This window comes from Erythrobacter cryptus DSM 12079 (genome assembly GCF_000422985.1).
In the GTDB taxonomy this organism is placed as follows: Bacteria; Pseudomonadota; Alphaproteobacteria; order Sphingomonadales; family Sphingomonadaceae; genus Erythrobacter; species Erythrobacter cryptus.
Window position 1 is genome coordinate 276,767 of record NZ_AUHC01000002.1, and the last position, 18,616, is coordinate 295,382.

An 18,616-nucleotide genomic window follows, 5' to 3' on the forward strand; every position below is an offset into this window, starting at 1 on the left:
CGGCGCACCCCCTCACGCCGCGGCGCGCCAGGCGGGGCCGCGCACCAGCTTGCCCGGGCGCGCGCCGGTGCTGGCGTCATCCCGGCGGATCGCCTCGCCCGCAACGAAGGTCGCCACGTAGCCGCTGGCGCGCTGGTGCAGCCGCCGCCCGCCGGCTGGCAGATCGCGCACCACTTCGGGCAGGTGGAGGCGCAGGCGATCAAGATCGATGACGTTGAGATCGGCCCGGCCGCCAGGCGCAATCGTGCCGCGATCAGCAAGGCCCACCGCGCGCGCCGCCTTGGCGCTCAGCATGTGCACCGCCTCGGCCAGATCGAGCCTGAGCGGCCCATCGGTCTTGACGAACTGGGTGAGCAGGTAGGTCGAATAGCTCGCATCGCAGATCGCCCCGTAATGCGCCCCGCCATCGCCAAGGCCGGGCACGCAGTGGGGGTGGCGCAGCATGGTGTGCGCGCTTTCGAGCGAGGCGTTCTCGTAATTGCCGAGCGCGGCGAGGAACAGCCCGCGCCCCTCGGTGGCAAGGATGCGCTCATAGGCCACTTCCTGGGGGGTGCAGCCGCGCGCCGCCGCCTCAGCGGCCATGCTCATCGACGCGGGCGGGGCATAGTCGGGCGGATCGTCGAGCGGGAACAGCCAGCGCCAGTTGCGCGCCAGCTCGTTGAAGGGGTGCCCGGGGGCGAAATCCTCGGTCAGCAAGGCGGCGCGCAAGGCCGGATCGCGCATCGCCGCAACCTGCTCGGGAATCGGAAGATGCGCGATCTTCGCCCAGGAAGGGCACAGCACGAAGGGGTGCACCGTCAGTTCCAGGCCGGCGATCAGCCCGATCGGGCGCGGCATCACCTGCGCGGTCGCACGGGCGCCGCGGGCATTGGTGGCCTCGAGCATCTCGAGCACCCGGCGCCAGCGCGGCGGCGCATCATTGCCCGAGGCAAGGGTGAAGGTGGCCGGGCGGCCCGAGGCGGCGATCACCCGCTCGATCACCTCATATTCCCTGTCCCAGCCGACAAAGGCATCGAGCACCACCTGGAAGGTGCCGGCCCCAGCATCGGCCATGCCGCGGGCGATCGCCTCGAGTTCGGCAATGTCGGCGGCGAAGGTGGGGATGGCATCGCCATCGGCGGTCTTGTGGATCGACAGGCGCGAGGTGGCAAAGCCGATCGCCCCGGCGCGCATCGCCTCGGCGGTAAGGCGGCGCATCAGCGCGAGATCAGCCTCGCGTGCCGGTTCGCGCGCCGCCCCGCGCGCCCCCATGGCATAGACCCGCAAGGGCGAATGGGGCAGGTAGGCGGCCACATCGATGTCGCGCCGCCCGGCGGCCACGCGGTCGAGATATTCGGGGAAGGTCTCCCAGTCCCAGGCCAGCCCCTCGGTCATCACCACGCCGGGGATGTCCTCCACCCCCTCCATCACCTTGACCAGCATCTCCTGGTCCGCGCGGCGGCAGGGGGCAAAGCCGACCCCGCAATTGCCCATCACCGCGGTGGTGACCCCGTGGGACGAGGAGGGCGCGAGCTCCTCGGCCCAGATGCATTGCCCGTCATAATGGGTGTGCACATCGATGAAGCCGGGGGTGACGATCAGCCCGCGGGCATCGATCTCCTCGGCGCCGCGGCCCTCCACCTTGCCGATCGCGGCGATGCGCCCGCCGGCAAGGGCAAGATCGCCGGCGAAAGGCGGTGCCCCGGTGCCATCGACGATGGTGCCGCCGCGGATCACCCAGTCATAATCGGCCATCGCCTCATCCCCCCTTGCCCAGCCGCACCAGCCCGCCGATGAGCGCGCCGAGCACGAAGATATAGATCGGCGGCATCGAGATATAGAGCGGGATCAGCCGCTTTTCGGCCGCGCGGTAATAGCCCAGGGCATAGAGCACGCGCATCGGTGGCCAGATGATGCCGATCGCCGCGGCCCAGATCGGGCTGACGACATAGGCAAACAGCCACAGGCCCGGCAGGAACAGCACCAGGTGTTCGAGCGTGTTGTGATGCGCGCGCACGTGGCGGACATATTCCTCCGGCCCCTCGTGCGAGGGCGCGGGCACCTTGAAGCGCACCCGCGCCAGCCCCGCCTTGAGCAGGGTGAAATAATAGGCGAGCAGCGCCAGCGCACTGACGATGACGACATAGGTGTAGGGATCGCGCATGGTGTGCCTGGTCTCTCCCACGTGGCGGCAAGGCTGGCGCCTGCTCCGCGGCCGGGCAACTGCCACTTTTGTGTCCCGCACGCCTTGGCTAGGGTGGGGCGATGACCCTAGCTGCATCTCCCGCGCGCCGCGTTGTCCTTGCCGGGGCGAGCGGCACCATCGGCAAGGCGGTGGCAGCGGCCCTTGCCGCGGCGGGGCACGAGACCCATGCCCTGGCGCGCGCCGATTTCTCCAGCCCCGCGTTGCTTGCCCAAAGGGTGGCAGCGGCGCGGGCAGAGGTGGTGATCTCCTGCATCGCCTCGCGCAGCGGCGCGCCCAGCGATGCCTGGGCGGTCGATCACGATTCCAACCGCGCGCTGCTGGCCGCGGCCGAGGCGGCAGGCGCGCGCCAGTTCATCCTGCTCTCGGCGATCTGCGTGCAAAAGCCGCGGCTTGCTTTCCAGCACGCCAAGCTCGCCTTCGAGGCGGCGCTTGTCCAAAGCCCGATCACCCATACCATCATCCGCCCAACCGCCTTCTTCAAGTCGCTCTCGGGTCAGGTCGCGCGGGTGCGCGCAGGCAAGCCCTTCCTGCTGTTCGGCGATGGGGAGCTGACTTCCTGCAAGCCGATCAGCGATGCTGACCTTGCGCGCTTCATCCTCGCCGCGATCGACAATCCCGAGGCCGCCGGGCGCATCCTGCCGGTGGGCGGGCCGGGCCCGGCGATCACCCCGCGCGAACAGGGCGAGCTGCTGTTTGCCGCAGCCCGGCGCCCGGCGCGGTTCCGCTCGGTCAGCCCGGGGCTGTTTGCCGCTGCGGCGCGGGTGCTGGGGCTGGGGGCGGGGCTGTCGCCATGGTGCGCGGCCAAGGCCGAATATGCCCGGATCGCGCATTATTATGCCACCGAATCGATGCTGGTATGGGATCCGGCAAGCGGGCGCTATCGCGCCGATCTCACCCCCGAATTCGGCAGCGAGACCCTTTCCGATCATTACCGGCGCCTCATGGCCAAGGGCTAGGCGAGACGCCTTCTGCGCCCGCCGTTACGCAGGCGATTTACAGATATAAAAATATCTTTATATGACTTTGGCGTCATGCTGATCGAGGACATCTTCCGCGCGCTTGCTGATCCCACCCGGCTGCGCATCGCCCGCCTGCTGGGGACGATGGAGCTGGCGGTGGGCGAGCTGGCGCAGGTGCTGGGCCAGAGCCAGCCGCGCGTCTCGCGCCATGTCGGCATCCTGTGCGATGCGGGGCTGGCCGAGCGCCGCCGCGAGGGCAGTTGGGTGTTCCTGCGCCAGAGCGAGGCGCGCGAGGGCCTTGTGGGCGCGGTCCAGCAATTGCTTGCGCTCGCAGAGGCAGAGGAGCCGGGCTTTGCCGCGCAGTGCGAGGCCGATCGGCGCAAGCTCGCCGCGATCCGCGAGGCCCGGGCCGCGGCGGCAGAGCTTTACTTTGCCCGCCACGCCGGGGAGTGGGACGAGCTGCGCGCGCTCCACAGCCCCGATGCCGAGGTCGAGGCGCGGCTTCTCGAGGCGCTCGGCGAGGCGCCGCTCGGCACCCTGCTCGATATCGGCACCGGCACCGGGCGCATGGCCGAGCTTTTCGCCCCCCATGCCGATCGCATCGTCGCGCTCGACAAGAGCCTCGAGATGCTGCGCGTCGCCCGGGCCAAGCTCCAGCACCTGCCAGCCAGCCAGATCGAGCTGGTGCAGGGCGATTTTGTCGATCTGCCCTTTGCCGCGGCGGGGTTTGACACGGTGATCTTGCACCAGGTGCTGCACTTTGCCACCGATCCTGCCCGGGTGCTCGGCGAGGCCGCGCGGGTGCTCAAGGCCGGCGGGCGGATCGCCATCGTCGATTTTGCCAGCCACGACCGCGAGGAGCTGCGCACCCGCCACCAGCACGTGCGGCTGGGCTTTTCCGATCGGCAGATGGCCGCGCTGCTGCGCGCGGCGGGCTTTTCCGCCCCGGCACCGATCGCGCTCGCCGGAGCAAGCCTGGTGGTCAAGATCTGGGTTGCCCGCCGCCGCCCCGGCACCTCGGCTGCTGCCGCGGCGGCTGCCACCCCCGCTCTGGAACCTGCCCCATGACCCCGACGCTTTCCCAGCTGCACGAATACCGCACCGCCACCGATGCCCCGCTGTTTTCGGGCCTGCCGGGCGACGTGGCGGTGAGTTTCGAGTTCTTCCCGCCCAAGAGCGAGGCGATGGAGCGCCAGCTGTGGGACGCGGTGACGCAATTGAAGCCGCTTGAGCCGGCCTTCGTCTCGGTCACCTATGGCGCGGGCGGATCGACCCGCGAGCGCACCCATGCCACGGTGGCGCGGATCATTGCCGAGGCGCGGCTTCCGGCCGCGGCGCACCTTACCTGCGTGGCCGCGAGCAAGGACGAGATCCGCGCCGTGGCCGAACGCTATTGGGAGGCCGGGGTGCGCCACATCGTCGCCCTGCGCGGCGATGCCGGAGAGCCGGGCGCGCCCTTCACCCCGCACCCCGATGGCTATGCCAATGCCGCCGAGCTGGTGGCGGGGCTCAAGGCGATCGCCCCCTTCGACATCTCGGTTGCCGCCTATCCCGAAACCCACCCCGATGCCGCCAGCCCCGAGGCCGATATCGACAACCTCAAGCGCAAGCTCGATGCCGGAGCGAGCCGGGCGATCACCCAGTTCTTCTTTTCGGCCGAAACCTTCTTCCGCTTCCGCGATGCCTGCGCCGCGGCGGGGATTGCCGCCCCGATCCTGCCCGGCATCCTGCCGGTCACCAATGTTGCCCAGGCGCGCAAGTTTGCTTCGGCCTGCGGCGCGGCGATCCCGGCGTGGATGGATGGCCTGTTTGAAGGGCTTGATGAAAAGCCCGCCGCGCGCCAGCTGGTCGCCGCCACCATCGCGGCCGAGCTGTGCCGCCGCCTCTATGCCGGGGGCGTGCGCGATTTCCACTTCTACACGCTCAACCGGCCAGAGCTGGCCTATGCCATCTGCCATCTGCTCGGCAAGCGCCCTCAGAACAGCGACAAAGCCACGGAGACCCCTGCATGAACGCCCGCCAACGCCTGCTTGCCGAAGCTGCCGAGCGCGTGCTGATCTTCGATGGCGCCTTCGGCACCCAGATCCAGCTGCGCAAGCTCACCGAGGCCGACTATGCCGGCGAGCTTGGCCTTGCCGCTGACCAGAAGGGCAACAATGATATCCTCGCGCTCACCCGCCCCGATGTGATCGCCGATATCACCCGCGCCTATCTCGAGGCCGGATCGGATGTGGTCTCGACCAACACCTTCTCGGCCAACCGCATCAGCCAGGCCGATTATCGCGCCGAGCACCTGGTGGGCGAGATCAACCGGGCGAGCGCGCGGATCGCGCGCGGCCTTGCCGATGAATATGCCGCGCGCGATGGCCGCCCCCGCTTTGTCGCCGGCGCGATCGGCCCGACCAACAAGACCTTGTCCTTGAGCCCCGATGTCGAAGACCCGGGCTTTCGCGAGATCGACTTTGATCACTTGGTCGAGGTCTATCACGAACAGGCCGCCGCGCTGGTTGAAGGGGGGGTGGATTTCATTCTCATCGAGACCGTGTTCGATACCTTGAACGCCAAGGCCGGGATCATGGCCGTGCGGCGCCTCGAGCGCGCGCTGGGGCGGGAGATCCCGCTGATGATCTCGATGACCCTCACTGACCTTTCGGGCCGCAATCTTTCGGGCCACACGGTCGAGGCCTTCTGGTATGCGGTGCGCCACGCCCGCCCGCTCACCATCGGTCTCAATTGCAGCTTTGGCGCGGCGCAGCTGCGCCCGCACGTCAAGACCCTCGCCCAGATCGCCGATGCGCTGCTGCTGGTCTATCCCAATGCCGGGCTGCCCAATGAACTGGGCGAATATGACGAGGCGCCCGAGACCACCGCGGCGTTGGTGGCCGATTGGGCGGCGGATGGCCAGGTCAACATGCTGGGCGGCTGTTGCGGTTCGACCCCTCAGCACATCGCCGCGATCGCCCGCGCCGTTGCCGGTGCCCGCCCGCGCGCCATCCCCACGCTCACGCCGGCGATGCGGCTTGCCGGGCTTGAAGCCTTCGTTGCCGCCTGACCATCCCCGAAAGCACCACCGTGACCCTCTCCTCCTCGCGTTTCATCAATATCGGCGAGCGCACCAACGTCACCGGCAGCGCCGCCTTCAAGAAGCTGATCCTCGCGGGCGATTATGCCGCCGCGGTCGAGGTTGCGCGCCAGCAGGTCGAGAACGGCGCGCAGATCATCGATGTCAATATGGACGAAGGCCTGCTCGATGCCGTCCATGCCATGACCACCTTTTTGAAGCTGATCGCCGCCGAGCCCGACATTGCCCGGGTGCCGGTGATGATCGACAGTTCCAAGTGGGAGGTGATCGAGGCCGGGCTCAAATGCGTCAGCGGCAAGCCGATCGTCAATTCGATCAGCCTGAAGGAAGGGGAGGAGACCTTCCTTGCCCAGGCGCGCGCCTGCATGGATTATGGCGCGGCGGTGGTGGTGATGGCCTTCGACGAGCAGGGCCAGGCCGACACCAAGGCGCGCAAGGTGGAGATCTGCAAGCGCGCCTATGACCTCTTGGTCGCCGAGGGCTTCCCGCCCGAGGACATCATCTTCGATCCCAACATCTTTGCCGTGGCCACCGGGATCGAGGAGCACAATTCCTATGCCGTCGATTTCATCGAGGCGGTGCGGACCTTGCGCCAGCTGTGCCCGCACGCGCATTTTTCCGGGGGGCTGTCGAACCTCTCCTTCTCCTTCCGCGGCAACGAGCCGGTGCGCCGGGCGATGCACTCGGTGTTCCTCTATCACGCCATTCCCGCCGGGCTCGACATGGCGATCGTCAACGCCGGGCAGCTTGATGTCTATGACCAGATCGACCCGGTCTTGCGCGAGGCCTGCGAGGACGTGATCCTCAACCGCGATGCGCAAGCGACCGAACGGCTGATCGCGCTGGCCGAAAGCTACAAGGGCAAGAGCGCAGCCGATGACAAGGCCGCGGCCGAATGGCGCGGCTGGCCGGTGGCAAAGCGGCTCGAACATGCGCTCGTCAAGGGCATCGATGCCCATATCATCGAGGACACCGAGGAAGCCCGCCAGCAGGCCGCGCGCCCGATCGAGGTGATCGAAGGCCCGTTGATGGACGGGATGAACGTGGTTGGCGACCTGTTTGGCTCGGGCAAGATGTTCCTGCCGCAGGTGGTCAAATCCGCCCGGGTGATGAAGAAGGCGGTGGCCCATCTCATCCCCTATATCGAGGCGGAAAAGGAGCTGCTGGCGCCAGAGGAGCGCCGCGCCAAGGGCCGGATCGTGATGGCCACGGTCAAGGGCGATGTTCACGATATCGGCAAGAACATCGTCGGCGTGGTGCTGCAATGCAACGGCTATGAGGTGATCGACCTCGGGGTGATGGTGCCCTGGAGCGAGATCCTCAAGGCCGCCAACGACAACCAGGCCGACATGATCGGGCTTTCGGGCCTCATCACCCCCTCGCTCGACGAGATGGTGACCGTGGCCGAGGAAATGCAGCGCGCCGGCATGACCATGCCGCTGCTGATCGGCGGGGCAACCACCAGCAAGGTGCACACCGCCCTCAAGATCGATCCCGCCTATGATGGCCCGGTGATCCACGTGCTCGATGCCAGCCGCGCGGTGGGGGTGGCTGCGCGGCTGCTCTCCGATACCCAGCGCGAGGCCTATGTCGCCGAAGTGGCGGGCGAATATGCCGCGCTGCGCGAGGCGCGCAGCGCCAAGGGGCAAAGCGAGCTGCTGCCGCTCGCCGAGGCGCGCGCGCGCGCCTTTGTCATCGATCCGGCCGAAAAGCCCCCGGCCCCGGCGAGGCCCGGTCTGCACGTGTTTCGCGATTGGGACCTGGCGCAGCTGCGCGGCTTTATCGACTGGACCCCGTTCTTCCGCGCCTGGGAGCTGCACGGCACTTATCCTGCGATCCTCACCGATCCGGTGGTGGGCGAGACCGCAAGCCAGCTCTTTGCCGATGCCAATGCCATGCTCGATCGGATCATTGCCGAAAGGTGGCTCACCGCGCGCGGGGTTGCCGGGCTGTGGCCGTGCCGGCGCGAGGGCGATGACGTGGTGCTCGACAATGGCACGCGCCTTCCCTTCCTGCGCCAGCAGGTGAAAAAATCGCGCGAGCGGGCCAATATGTGCCTTGCCGATTTCATCGATCCGGCAGGCGACTGGATCGGCGGCTTTGCCGTGGCGATCCACGGGATCGAGCCGCACATTGCCCGCTTCCAGGCGGAAAGGGACGATTTTTCCGACATTCTCCTGAAGGCACTGGCTGACCGCCTGGCCGAGGCCTTTGCCGAGGCGCTGCACCAGCACGTGCGCACCACCTTGTGGGCCTATGCCCCGGGCGAACAGCTCACCAACGAGGCGCTGATCCGCGAGGAATATCGCGGCATCCGCCCGGCGCCGGGCTATCCGGCCTGCCCCGATCATTCGTTGAAGCCGATCCTGTTCGATCTGCTCGATGCGCCCGCCAATGCCGGCCTTGCGCTGACCGAGAGCTTTGCCATGCTGCCCACCGCCGCGGTCTCGGGCTTCTATTTCGGTCACCCAGAGTCCGAGTATTTCGGCGTCGCCCGCATCGGGCGCGACCAGCTCGAGGACTATGCCAAGCGCCGCGGGGTGAGCGTCGAGCAGGCGGAACGCTGGCTGAGGCCGAATCTCGATTGACGCGAGGGCTGGTGCGGCGATGATGCGGGCCATGATCCGCCGTCTCGCCGCTGCCCTCGCCTTGATCGCCGCCCCTGCCGCCGCTGAGGTCCACACCCCGTCGCCGCCCGCCACGGTCGTTGTCGCCTTTGACCGCGAGAGCATCCGTCCGCTGATCGTCGAGGGGCTGGCGAACCTTGAAACCGAGCGCCCGGTCGAGGCCAATGATCCGGTGCGGATCGCGAGCATATCCAAGCTGATCATGGCGCTCGCCGCGCTGCGGCTGGTGGACGAGGGCAAGGTCGATCTTGACCGCGATGTTTCGGACTATCTCGGGTGGAAGGTGCGTTCTCCCTTCCACCCCGATGCGCCGGTGACACTCGCGCACCTGCTGTCGCACCGCGCGGGGCTGTCCGACAAGGCCGGTTACAGCATTCCGCTGGGCGAGAGCTTGCAGGCCAAATTCGCTGATCGGGCGGCGTGGCGCGATACGGGCAAGCCGGGGGAGGCGGCGTTCGAATATGCCAATCTCGGATCACCGCTGGTGGCGACGGTGCTAGAGGCGGCCTCGGGCGAACGCTATGATCGCCTCGTCGAGCGGCTGGTGTTCAAGCCTCTGGGCGTGAAGGCCTGCCTCAACTGGATCGGCTGCGGGCCCGAGCTGGAGGCCCGCGCGGTGACGCTCTACCGCCATACCGGCGAGGTTGCCGCCGATGCGCCCGAGCGCCTGCCGCCGGCCTGCACCATCCCCGTGGCCGAAGGAAAGCGTTGCGATCTTGATGCTTACGTCCCCGGCACCAATGCCTCGATCTTCTCGCCCCAGGGCGGGGTGAGGATCGGCATGGTGGACCTCGCGAAGATCGGCCGCGAAGTCATGCGGGGCGGGGATTCCGATTTCCTTCAGCCGCGCGCGCTGGAAAGGCTGGTTCTTTCGCCCGTGCAGGGGCGGACCGGCGCGGCGCAGTTGTTCTGCCATTACGGTCTGGGACTCCAGTTGATCGAATGGTTCGATGATCCCTGCGACGACACGCTGTTCAGCATCGGCAGGCCATGGCTTGGCCACCCCGGAGAGGCCTATGGCCTGCTCTCTGGGCTTTGGTATGAGCCGCGACGCGGGATCGGTTTCGTCTATTTCACCACCCAGAACCCGCCTCCCGAAGGCGGCGAGGACACTGGGAACTTCACCGTGCGCGAAAAGGAATTGATGGCGCGCGCGCTGGAGCTGACGGGAAAGTAGCGGCCACAAATCCCTCCCCATCCTTGCAGGATGGGTAGGGACTCTAGGGGCCGGTTGTTGGAACCTCGGGCCTGCCAAGGCGGCGGGGGCGGGGGTTTTCCTACTCGGCTGGAAGGGCGCAGGATTGCGCCCATGAACCCGCTCGCCCGCCTCTTTTCATGCCCCGCAATGGCGGGTTGGGGGGCGGCGAGAATTCCGCTCCTGGACAGTGTCTCATGTGTCTCCAACAGGGTGCGGCTTACGCCTCGGCCTTCACCCGTGCGCCGAGCTTCGCGATCAAGGGGCTCGCAAAGGGCTTGGTCAGCATCGTGCTTGCCACCGCCATCAGCAGCAGGGCGGTGAAGGTCGTCGGCGTGATCACCTGCTTATCCAGCAGGATATTGGCAAAGATGATCATGATCAGCGCCTTGGTCTGGAGCAGCCAGCCGATGAGGCGCGCCTCGGCCCGGCTCCAGCCGAGCAGGCGTCCGGCGATGTGAACGCCCAGGAGCTTGCCCCCCACCGCCGCGGCGAGCAGCAGCCCGGCCACGGCAAACACGGTGAGTCCGCCGCCTTCCCACTGGGTGCGAAGGCCGGTGGAAAGGAAGAACACCGGCATGATGGTGAGCAGCACCACGTCGCGGAAACGGTCCATCGCCTCGTGGCCGAACCACCTGGCATCGAGCACCACGCCAGCCAGGAAAGCACCGACCATGAAGTGCAGCCCCGCCCAGTCGCCGGCAAAGCCGCACATCGCCAGCCAGATGAGGCCTACTGCCCAGCGATCCGCTGCGCCGATGCGCGCCATCACCCACCGCATCGCCCAGGCGGCAAAGGCAAAGCCGAGGATGAACAACGCCTGGCGCGCCAGCCGGTCGAAATCCAGCAGGATCAACGCCAGAACGCCCCAGATGGCGATGTCATCGAGGCTGGCATAGCGCAGGATGCGCTGGCCAAGCTGTTCGCGCAGGATGCCGAGCTTGTCCATCAGCAGCACGAGGATCGGCAGCGCTGTCACCGCACAGGACATGCCGATGCCGAGCAGCGCCTGCCAATATTCCCCCTTGGGCCCGCGCCAGCCGGGAAATTGCAGGATTATCGCAGCCGCCGCAGTGCCGGCCAGCAGCGGCACGCCCAATGCAAGGCCCGCGGTCAGCCCGGTCTCGCGCCGGTGCTGCCAGGCCTGGCTGAGATCGAGTTCGATTCCTGCGATCCACACGAACAGCATCACCGCCCACCAGGCCACCCCATTCAAGGCCATGATCACGTCCGGGCGGAACACGAAGGCATAGTAATCGGGAAATGCCGCCCCCAGCACCCCCGGGCCGAGCAGGATGCCGCCGACGATCTGCACCACCACCAGCGGCGCCCAGTGATCGGTGCGCCCGAGGCGCCAGACGAGCCAGGGCACCGCGAAGACGATGGCGAGCGCGATCAGGTAGATTTCGGTGATGTTCATCGCCGCGCGGTCTTATTGTCCTTGAAAGCTGTGCGCAAACGGCTTTGCCCCGCGCATCGCGCAGGTGCAGGCGATTGACGCGCTGCAGCATTTGGCGCATGCCCGGCCCGTCTTCCGCAGCGGGTGCGAATCTGCTGCGGGCGGCCGCGCGGGAGAGCCCGTCGGCACCCCTTGGGGTGCTGCGGCGCCGAAGGAGCAACCGCCCCGGAAACTCTCAGGCCACCGGACCGCCCGGTCGCATGACACTCTGGAAAGCGCCCGTGGCAGGTGCCGCGGGCCACCGAAGGGGAGGCAAGGCGCGCTTCGCGTCCCTGCCGAAGCTCTCAGGTCACCCGACAGAGGGGGCAGCGTCATCGCGGGGCCGCGTGGCTCCGTTTGCCTGCCTTCTGATGCCCGGGGGAAGACCTGATCGTGAGCGATCAAGAGACCGACGAGACGCTCGAGGAACTGCCGCTCGCCGCGCTGCCGCTCGATGCCTGGCACCGCGCCCGGGGCGCGCGCATGGTGCCCTTTGCCGGCTATGAGATGCCGATCCAGTACGAAGGCATCATCGCCGAACATCACTGGACACGCAGCCATGCGGGCCTATTTGATGTCTCGCACATGGGCCAGCTGGTGCTTTCGGGCGAGGGGCTCGACGCTGCACTCGAGGCGGTGCTGCCGATCGACCTTTCGACCTTGAAGGCGGGCGCCCAGCGCTATTCGCTGCTGCTCGACGCGGCGGGCGGGGTGCTCGATGATCTGATGGTCTCGCGCCTTGCGGACGGTTCGCTCTACCTCGTGGTCAACGGCGCGACCAAGTGGGACGATATCGCGCTGCTGCGCGAGGACCTGCCCGATGCGATCACGCTCAACCATCTCGATGACCAGGCGCTGCTGGCGCTCCAGGGGCCCGAGGCCGCCGCGGTGCTCGCCCGCCACGTGCCCGAAGTGGCGGGCCTGACCTTCATGCGCTTTGGTCGCTTCGCGCTTGCCGGGCACCCGGTGCAGATCGCCCGGGCGGGCTATACCGGCGAAGATGGCTTCGAGATTTCGCTCCCTGCCGCCGCCGCCGCCGAGATTGCCGACCTGCTCTGCGGCGAACCCGAAGTGAAGCCCATCGGGCTTGGCGCCCGCGATTCGCTCCGGCTCGAGGCCGGACTGCCGCTCTATGGCCATGACCTCTCCCCCGAGACCAGCCCGATCGAGGCGGGGCTTACCTTCGGCATCAACAAGCGCCGCCGCAGCACCGGCGGCTTTCCGGGCGCCGAACGGATCATCCGCGAGATCAATCAAGGCACGCAGCGCAAGTGGGTCGGCCTCCGGCTCGAAGGGCGCCTGCCCGCGCGCGAGGGCGTGCAGGTCTTTGCGGGAGCCGCCCAGATCGGCACCGTCACCAGCGGCGGCTTTTCGCCCACACTCGGTGTGCCGATCGCCATGGCCTATGTCGCCAGCGCTCATGCCGCCCCCGGCACCGCGCTCGAGGTGGAGGTGCGGGGCAAGCGCCTTGCCGCCACCGTGGTTGCCACCCCCTTTGTCCCGCACCGCTACCATCGAGGGAGCTGATCAAATGCCGCGCTACTACACCGACGAACACGAGTGGATCGAGGTCGAGGACGATGTCGCCACCGTCGGCATCACCGATTATGCCCAGGGCCAATTGGGCGATATCGTCTATGTCGAACTGCCCGAAGTCGGGGCGCTGATCGAACGGGGCAAGGATGCCGCGGTGGTCGAGAGCGTCAAGGCCGCCTCGGATGTCTATGCCCCGATCACCGGCGAGATCACCGAGATCAACCCGGCGCTTGAGGACAACCCGGCGCTGGTCAATTCCAGCCCCGAGGACGAGGGCTGGTTCTTCCGCATGACCATCGCCGATGCGGGCGAGCTTGACGCGCTGATGGACGAGGAGGGCTACAAGGCCTTCATCGACAGCCTTTGAGCCGCACCCGCCCGTGAGCGCCGCCCCCGCCCCCCAAGCTGCCAGCCTGATGGTTGCCACCCCGCTCTATACCGGGGCCGCGGCGGACTATCTGCGCAGTATCATCGGCCTGGTGGGCGCGGCCGAGCGAGCGGGGCTGGGCTGCCGTTTTGCCTGGCTGAGCAACAATCCGCTGATCGACCGGGCAAGAAACGCGCTGGTCGCTGCCTTCCTGCAGAGCGAGGCGCGCTACCTCGTCTTCATCGATGGCGATATCGGCTTTGATCCCGATCAGCTCATCGGCCTCATCGCGCGGATGGAGGCTGATCCCGCGCTGGCGGTGGTGGGCGCGCCCTGCCCCAAGCGGCGGATCAACTGGAACCTCGTTGCCGCCGCCGCGGAACGTGGCCTTGCCGCTGGCAATCCGGCCGCGCTCGAGCGCTTCTCCGGGGTGTTCGCGCTCGATCTGGTCGATCCCAAGGGGCAGTTCCGCCTCGATCAGCCGATCGAGCTGTCCCGCATCGGCACCGGGCTGATGGCGATCCGCCGCGAGGTGATCGCCGCCCTCATCGCGCGCCACCCCGAGCTGCGCTATGCCCCCGACCAGCTTGATCGTGACAGCGGGCTGGTGGGCGATCATCTCCACGCGTTGTTCCAGCCGCTGATCGATCCCGATACCGGGCACCTGCTTTCCGACGATTACGCCTTCTGTCACCGGGTGCGCGCGGCGGGCTTTCGCATCTGGCTCGCCCCGTGGATGCGCACCAGCCACACCGGCCCGGCGCGCTTTGCCGGGGCGCTGGCCGATCTTGCCGCGCTTGGCACTGCACCGCTCGCCGCGCCGCCCGAGCCGCCCCCGCCCCCCGCCTGATCCTCTCCCGCCCAGCCAAGGAAAGCCACCCACCATGCGCTACCTTCCCCTCACCGATGCCGACCGCCAGGCGATGCTCGCCCGGATCGGGGCGGCCAGCATCGATGACCTGTTCATCGATGTGCCCGAGGCCGCCCGGCTCGACGGGCCGATCCCCGGCCTGCCGCTGCATGCCAGCGAGATGGCGGTCGAACGCCACATGAAGGCGCTGGCGGCAAAGAACCTGGTGGCGGGCGAGGTGCCCTTCTTCCTCGGCGCCGGGGCCTATCGCCACCACGTGCCGGCCAGTGTCGATGCGATCATCCAGCGCGGCGAGTTCCTCACCGCCTACACCCCCTACCAGCCGGAAATCGCGCAAGGCACGCTGCAGATGCTGTTCGAGTTCCAGACCCAGGTCGCGCGGCTCTATGGCTGCGCGGTCGCCAATGCCTCGCTCTATGACGGCTCGACCGCGTGCTGGGAGGCGGTGGCGATGGCGACCCGCATCACCCGGCGCAAGCGCGCGGTGCTCTCGGGCGCGCTGCATCCCCACTATGCCCAGGTGGTCAAGACCATGGCGCATTTCACCGGCGATACCATCGCCGATGCTCTGCCGGCGATCACGCCCGAGCCCGATCTTGCCGGCCTCATCGCCCGGATCGATGAGGAGACCGCCTGCGTGGTGGTGCAATATCCCGATATCTTGGGGCGCATCAGCGATCTCACCCCCGTGGCCGAAGCCGCCCATGCCCGGGGCGCGCTGCTGGTGGTGGTCAACACCGAGCCGGTGGCCCTCGGCGCGATCAAGGCACCGGGCGAGATGGGCGCGGATATCGTGGTGGGCGAGGGCCAGGCGCTCGGTGTTGGCCTCCAATTCGGCGGGCCTTACCTTGGCCTGTTTGCCGTGCGTGATCCCAAGCACGTGCGCCAGATGCCGGGGCGGCTGTGCGGCGAGACCGTGGATGCCGAGGGCAAGCGCGGCTTCGTGCTGACGCTTTCCACCCGCGAACAGCACATCCGCCGCGAGAAGGCGACGAGCAATATCTGCACCAATTCGGGCCTGTGCGCGCTCGCCTTCTCGGTCCACATGACGTTGCTGGGCGAGAAGGGGCTGCGCCAGCTTGCGGCCGAGAACCATCGGCTGGCCTGTCTTGCTGCCGATCGGCTGGCACGCGTGCCGGGCGTCGAGGTGCTCAACCAGGCCTTCTTCAACGAGTTCACGCTGATGCTCGGCGGCAAGCCGGCGCGCCAGATCGTGCGCGATCTGGCGGATCGCGGGGTGCTCGGCGGGGTCTCGCTCGGGCGGCTCTATCCGGGCGTCGCAGCGCTCGAACATGCGCTGCTCGTCGCCGTCACCGAGACCACCAGCGAAGAAGATATCGAACGGCTCGCCTGCGAGCTTGAGGCCAGCATCAAGGAGACCGCGCAATGAACGCCCCCAACAAGAGCGGCTGGAAGCCCGAGATGCCGGCGGCTGATGAAGGGCTGGCGGGTCTGGCGGCGCCCACCACCACCGGCAACCGCGCGCTGATGCTGGAAGAGCCGCTGCTCTTCGAGATCGGCCGGGCCGATGTGACGGGCGTCGATCTGCCCGAGCCCGACCCCGGTGCGCCGAGCCGCCTCGCTGGCCTTGCCCGCAGCGCGCCGATCGGGCTGGTTGGCCTCACCGAGCCGGAAACCGTGCGCCACTACACCCGCCTGTCGCGCCAGAATTATGGCATTGATCTTGGCTTCTTCCCGCTCGGCTCGTGCACGATGAAGCACAATCCACGCCTCAACGAGAAGATCGCGCGGCTGCCGGGCTTTGCCGATATCCACCCGCTCAGTCCCCAGAACGCGGTGCAGGGCGCGCTCGAGGTGATCCACCAGCTGGGTGAATGGCTGTGCAAGCTCACCGGCATGCCCGCCGTCGCCATGAGTCCCAAGGCCGGCGCCCATGGCGAGCTGTGCGGGATCCTTGCGATCCGTGCCGCGCACGAGGCCCGCGGCGATGCGCGCGAGGTGGTGCTGGTGCCCGAAAGCGCCCATGGCACCAACCCGGCGACCGCGGCCTTTGCCAATTACCGGGTCGAGAACATCCCGGCGACGGTTGAGGGGCGGGTCGATCTCGCCGCGCTCGAGGCCCGCCTCGGCCCCGATGTTGCCGCGGTGATGATCACCAATCCCAACACCTGCGGATTGTTCGAGAAGGATTTCCGCAGGATCGCCGATGCGGTCCATGCCGCGGGCGGCTATGTCTATTGCGACGGGGCCAATTTCAACGCCATCGTCGGCAAGGTGCGTCCCGGCGATCTTGGTGTTGATGCCATGCACATCAACCTGCACAAGACCTTCTCCACCCCGCATGGCGGCGGCGGGCCGGGGGCGGGGCCGGTGGTGCTGTCCGAGGCGCTGGCGCCCTATGCCCCCTTGCCCTTCATCCGCCGCCGGGCCGAGACCGGGGAGTTCTACCTCGTCGAGGAGGAGGACAGCGCCGAGCGCGGCCCCAGCCTTGGGCGCATGACGGCTTTCCACGGGCAGATGGGGATGTTCACCCGCGCGCTCGCCTATATCCTCAGCCACGGGGCCGATGGGCTGAAGCAGGTGGCCGAGGATGCGGTCTTGAACGCCAATTACATCCTGCGCAGCATGGAGGACATTCTCCATGCGCCCTTCGCTGCCAGCGGCCCGTGCATGCACGAGGCGCTGTTTGGCGACAAGGACTTTGCCAATGGGCTTTCCACGCTCGATGTCGCCAAGGGGCTGATCGACGAGGGCTATCACCCGATGACGGTCTATTTCCCGCTGGTGGTGCACGGGGCCATGCTGGTCGAGCCGACCGAAACCGAGAGCAAGGCCGCGATCGACCAGTTCATCGCCGCCTTCCGCGCAGTGGTGCGCCGCGCGCTGGCGGGGGATGAGAGCCTGAAGCAGGCGCCGCGCTTTGCCCCGCGCCGGCGGCTCGATGAGACCGCGGCGGCACGCAAGCCCAGGCTCGCCTACGAGGGGTGATCAGCGCTCGGGCGGCGGAGCGGCGGCGGCCGGCTGGGCTGCCGCTTCCTCCTCTGCGTCCGGCTCGACCACGAGGCGGATCTGGCTCAAGTTCAGGATCGCGATGTAAAAGCCGATCACCGCAAGGCTGCTCGATCCCAGCAGCGCGAAGGCCGCGCCCTTGGCCCCGTTCCAGGCGATCGCGGCATCGAGCAGCACCAGCGCCAGCAGCGTCGGTACCGCGCGCACGATGAAGGCGATATGCGCCTTGCCGGCCGAAACCAGCAGCGATTCGAGGCTCGCACCCACCAGTTCGACCGCCCCGGCAATGGCAAGGATCACCATCGCCCAGTAGAACACGCCGAAATCCTCGCCCGCGACGAGTTCGAGCCCGATGCGCCCGAAGGCAAGCGCGGTAACCACCGCGATCACCCCGCCCACCGCGGCGATATTGGCCATGCGCCGGGTGATGGTGAGCGCGTTCTGGCGCGAATGGACGAGTTCGGGCAGGATCGCCTTGCTCACCGTCTGGGCCAGGCTGATGAGCGCCTGACCCAGCTGGCTGGCGACGCGGAAGCCCCCGGCAAGCGCCGCCCCGCCGAAGGTGCCCACCAGCAGGATGATGACCTGCTTGCCCGCGACCGAGAGGCTGCCCGAAAGATTGGTGGAGACCACGAAGCGCCAGGTATCGCGGTGGCGCGAGGGGATGGACTTGAGGCTGATCGCCGCAAGGCTGATCGGCTGCACCCGCGCCGCTGCCACCCACAAGGCCGCGGCGACCGCGATCTCCGAGGCGGCATAGGCGAGGATGAAGCCGGTGACATTGGGCATGAAGACAAGCGCCAGCGCCGCGCCCAGCGTGCGCACTATGGGCTGCACCGCCTCGGCCATGGCAGCCCGGCCATACTGAAAATGCAGCCGCAGGATGCCGGTGGGCGTGGTGCGGATCGCCGCGAGGCTGATGGCGCAATAGGCAAAGGCAAGACCCAGCAGGTCGCGCGGCACCTCGAGCCACCAGGGCGCGCTGGCGATCACCGCGCCGGCGAGTGCGAGGCCGAGCGCCACCGAGACGAAATCGAGCGCCATGGCAAAGCCGGTTGCCTCGCGCGCCTTGTCGGGATCGACGCTGCCGCCATCGCCATTGGCGCCCCAGCGCACGATGAATTGCCAGGTCTGGAAATTGGCAAGCCCGGTGATCGCCTGGCCCAGCGCCACGATCAGCGCGAAATGGCCAAAGCCCTGGGTGCCGAGGGTGCGCGCGGCAATGGCAAGATAGACAAGGCTGAGCACCGCGTTGAACCCGCGCCCGCCCAAAAGCCAGCCCATATTGGCAAACACCCGCTTCATGATCCTGCTAGGTCAGCCGTTGGGTGCAGCCTCGGCACGCCGGGCGGGAAGGGGCGGGGTGTGCATGGTGCGGCGCCCTTA

At 67.9% G+C, this 18,616-nt stretch carries 15 protein-coding genes and 1 riboswitch; of the genes, 11 read left to right on the plus strand and 4 right to left on the minus strand.

The window, feature by feature from the left end:
- Nucleotides 1–12: 12 nt before the first annotated feature.
- A complete protein-coding gene (locus G524_RS0104180; protein WP_027442584.1) occupies nt 13–1,734 on the minus strand; it encodes an N-acyl-D-amino-acid deacylase family protein in 1,722 nt (573 codons plus the stop codon).
- Nucleotides 1,735–1,738: 4 nt separating this feature from the next.
- Nucleotides 1,739–2,164 (minus strand): MAPEG family protein, encoded by a 426-nt coding sequence (locus G524_RS0104185; RefSeq protein WP_169447828.1) that lies wholly within the window; start codon nt 2,162–2,164, stop codon nt 1,739–1,741.
- Nucleotides 2,165–2,244: 80 nt separating this feature from the next.
- Between G524_RS0104185 and G524_RS0104190 the strand changes: the two genes are divergently transcribed.
- The 6 genes from G524_RS0104190 to G524_RS0104215 all read left to right on the plus strand — a co-directional run bounded on the left by G524_RS0104190 (nt 2,245) and on the right by G524_RS0104215 (nt 10,030).
- Entirely contained in the window at nt 2,245–3,141 is an 897-nt protein-coding gene (locus G524_RS0104190) for an NAD(P)H-binding protein (RefSeq protein WP_027442586.1), read from the plus strand.
- A 75-nt stretch (nt 3,142–3,216) separates the two neighbouring features.
- Nucleotides 3,217–4,212, plus strand: coding sequence for an ArsR/SmtB family transcription factor (locus G524_RS0104195; protein ID WP_027442587.1), 996 nt, complete (start codon nt 3,217–3,219; stop codon nt 4,210–4,212).
- Complete coding sequence (metF, locus tag G524_RS0104200) at nt 4,209–5,156, plus strand: methylenetetrahydrofolate reductase [NAD(P)H] (protein WP_027442588.1); 948 nt, start codon at nt 4,209–4,211, stop codon at nt 5,154–5,156. The genes G524_RS0104195 and metF overlap by 4 nt, the downstream gene beginning before the upstream one ends.
- Entirely contained in the window at nt 5,153–6,196 is a 1,044-nt protein-coding gene (locus tag G524_RS0104205; protein WP_027442589.1) for a homocysteine S-methyltransferase family protein, read from the plus strand. Before metF ends, G524_RS0104205 begins: the two co-directional genes overlap by 4 nt.
- Before the next feature lie 20 nt (nt 6,197–6,216).
- Nucleotides 6,217–8,814, plus strand: a complete 2,598-nt coding sequence (gene metH, locus G524_RS0104210; RefSeq protein ID WP_027442590.1) for a methionine synthase — start codon at nt 6,217–6,219, stop codon at nt 8,812–8,814.
- Nucleotides 8,815–8,845: 31 nt separating this feature from the next.
- Nucleotides 8,846–10,030: a serine hydrolase domain-containing protein gene (locus G524_RS0104215; protein ID WP_084625058.1), complete on the plus strand. Its 1,185-nt coding sequence runs from the start codon at nt 8,846–8,848 to the stop codon at nt 10,028–10,030.
- A 238-nt stretch (nt 10,031–10,268) separates the two neighbouring features.
- Here G524_RS0104215 and G524_RS0104220 read toward each other — a convergent pair whose 3' ends face one another.
- Entirely contained in the window at nt 10,269–11,468 is a 1,200-nt protein-coding gene (locus tag G524_RS0104220; protein WP_027442592.1) for a cation:proton antiporter, read from the minus strand.
- Between the two features lie 139 nt (nt 11,469–11,607).
- Nucleotides 11,608–11,708, plus strand: a riboswitch (glycine riboswitch).
- A gap of 171 nt (nt 11,709–11,879) precedes the next feature.
- Here G524_RS0104220 and gcvT point away from each other — a divergent pair.
- The 5 genes from gcvT to gcvPB are packed head-to-tail and all read left to right on the plus strand — an operon-like array spanning nt 11,880 to nt 17,209.
- The gene (gene gcvT / locus G524_RS0104225) at nt 11,880–13,013 is read left to right on the plus strand and encodes a glycine cleavage system aminomethyltransferase GcvT (RefSeq protein WP_051220892.1); all 1,134 of its coding nucleotides are present in this window, start codon (nt 11,880–11,882) and stop codon (nt 13,011–13,013) included.
- Between the two features lie 4 nt (nt 13,014–13,017).
- The gene (gene gcvH, locus G524_RS0104230; protein ID WP_027442594.1) at nt 13,018–13,389 is read left to right on the plus strand and encodes a glycine cleavage system protein GcvH; all 372 of its coding nucleotides are present in this window, start codon (nt 13,018–13,020) and stop codon (nt 13,387–13,389) included.
- A 13-nt stretch (nt 13,390–13,402) separates the two neighbouring features.
- The gene (locus G524_RS14925) at nt 13,403–14,239 is read left to right on the plus strand and encodes a glycosyltransferase family protein (RefSeq protein WP_156894005.1); all 837 of its coding nucleotides are present in this window, start codon (nt 13,403–13,405) and stop codon (nt 14,237–14,239) included.
- Between the two features lie 34 nt (nt 14,240–14,273).
- Entirely contained in the window at nt 14,274–15,650 is a 1,377-nt protein-coding gene (gcvPA, locus tag G524_RS0104240; protein ID WP_027442595.1) for an aminomethyl-transferring glycine dehydrogenase subunit GcvPA, read from the plus strand.
- Complete coding sequence (gcvPB, locus tag G524_RS0104245; RefSeq protein ID WP_027442596.1) at nt 15,647–17,209, plus strand: aminomethyl-transferring glycine dehydrogenase subunit GcvPB; 1,563 nt, start codon at nt 15,647–15,649, stop codon at nt 17,207–17,209. Before gcvPA ends, gcvPB begins: the two co-directional genes overlap by 4 nt.
- Here gcvPB and G524_RS14930 read toward each other — a convergent pair whose 3' ends face one another.
- Nucleotides 17,210–18,535 (minus strand): lipopolysaccharide biosynthesis protein, encoded by a 1,326-nt coding sequence (locus tag G524_RS14930; RefSeq protein ID WP_051220894.1) that lies wholly within the window; start codon nt 18,533–18,535, stop codon nt 17,210–17,212.
- Between the last annotated feature and the right edge of the window lie 81 nt (nt 18,536–18,616).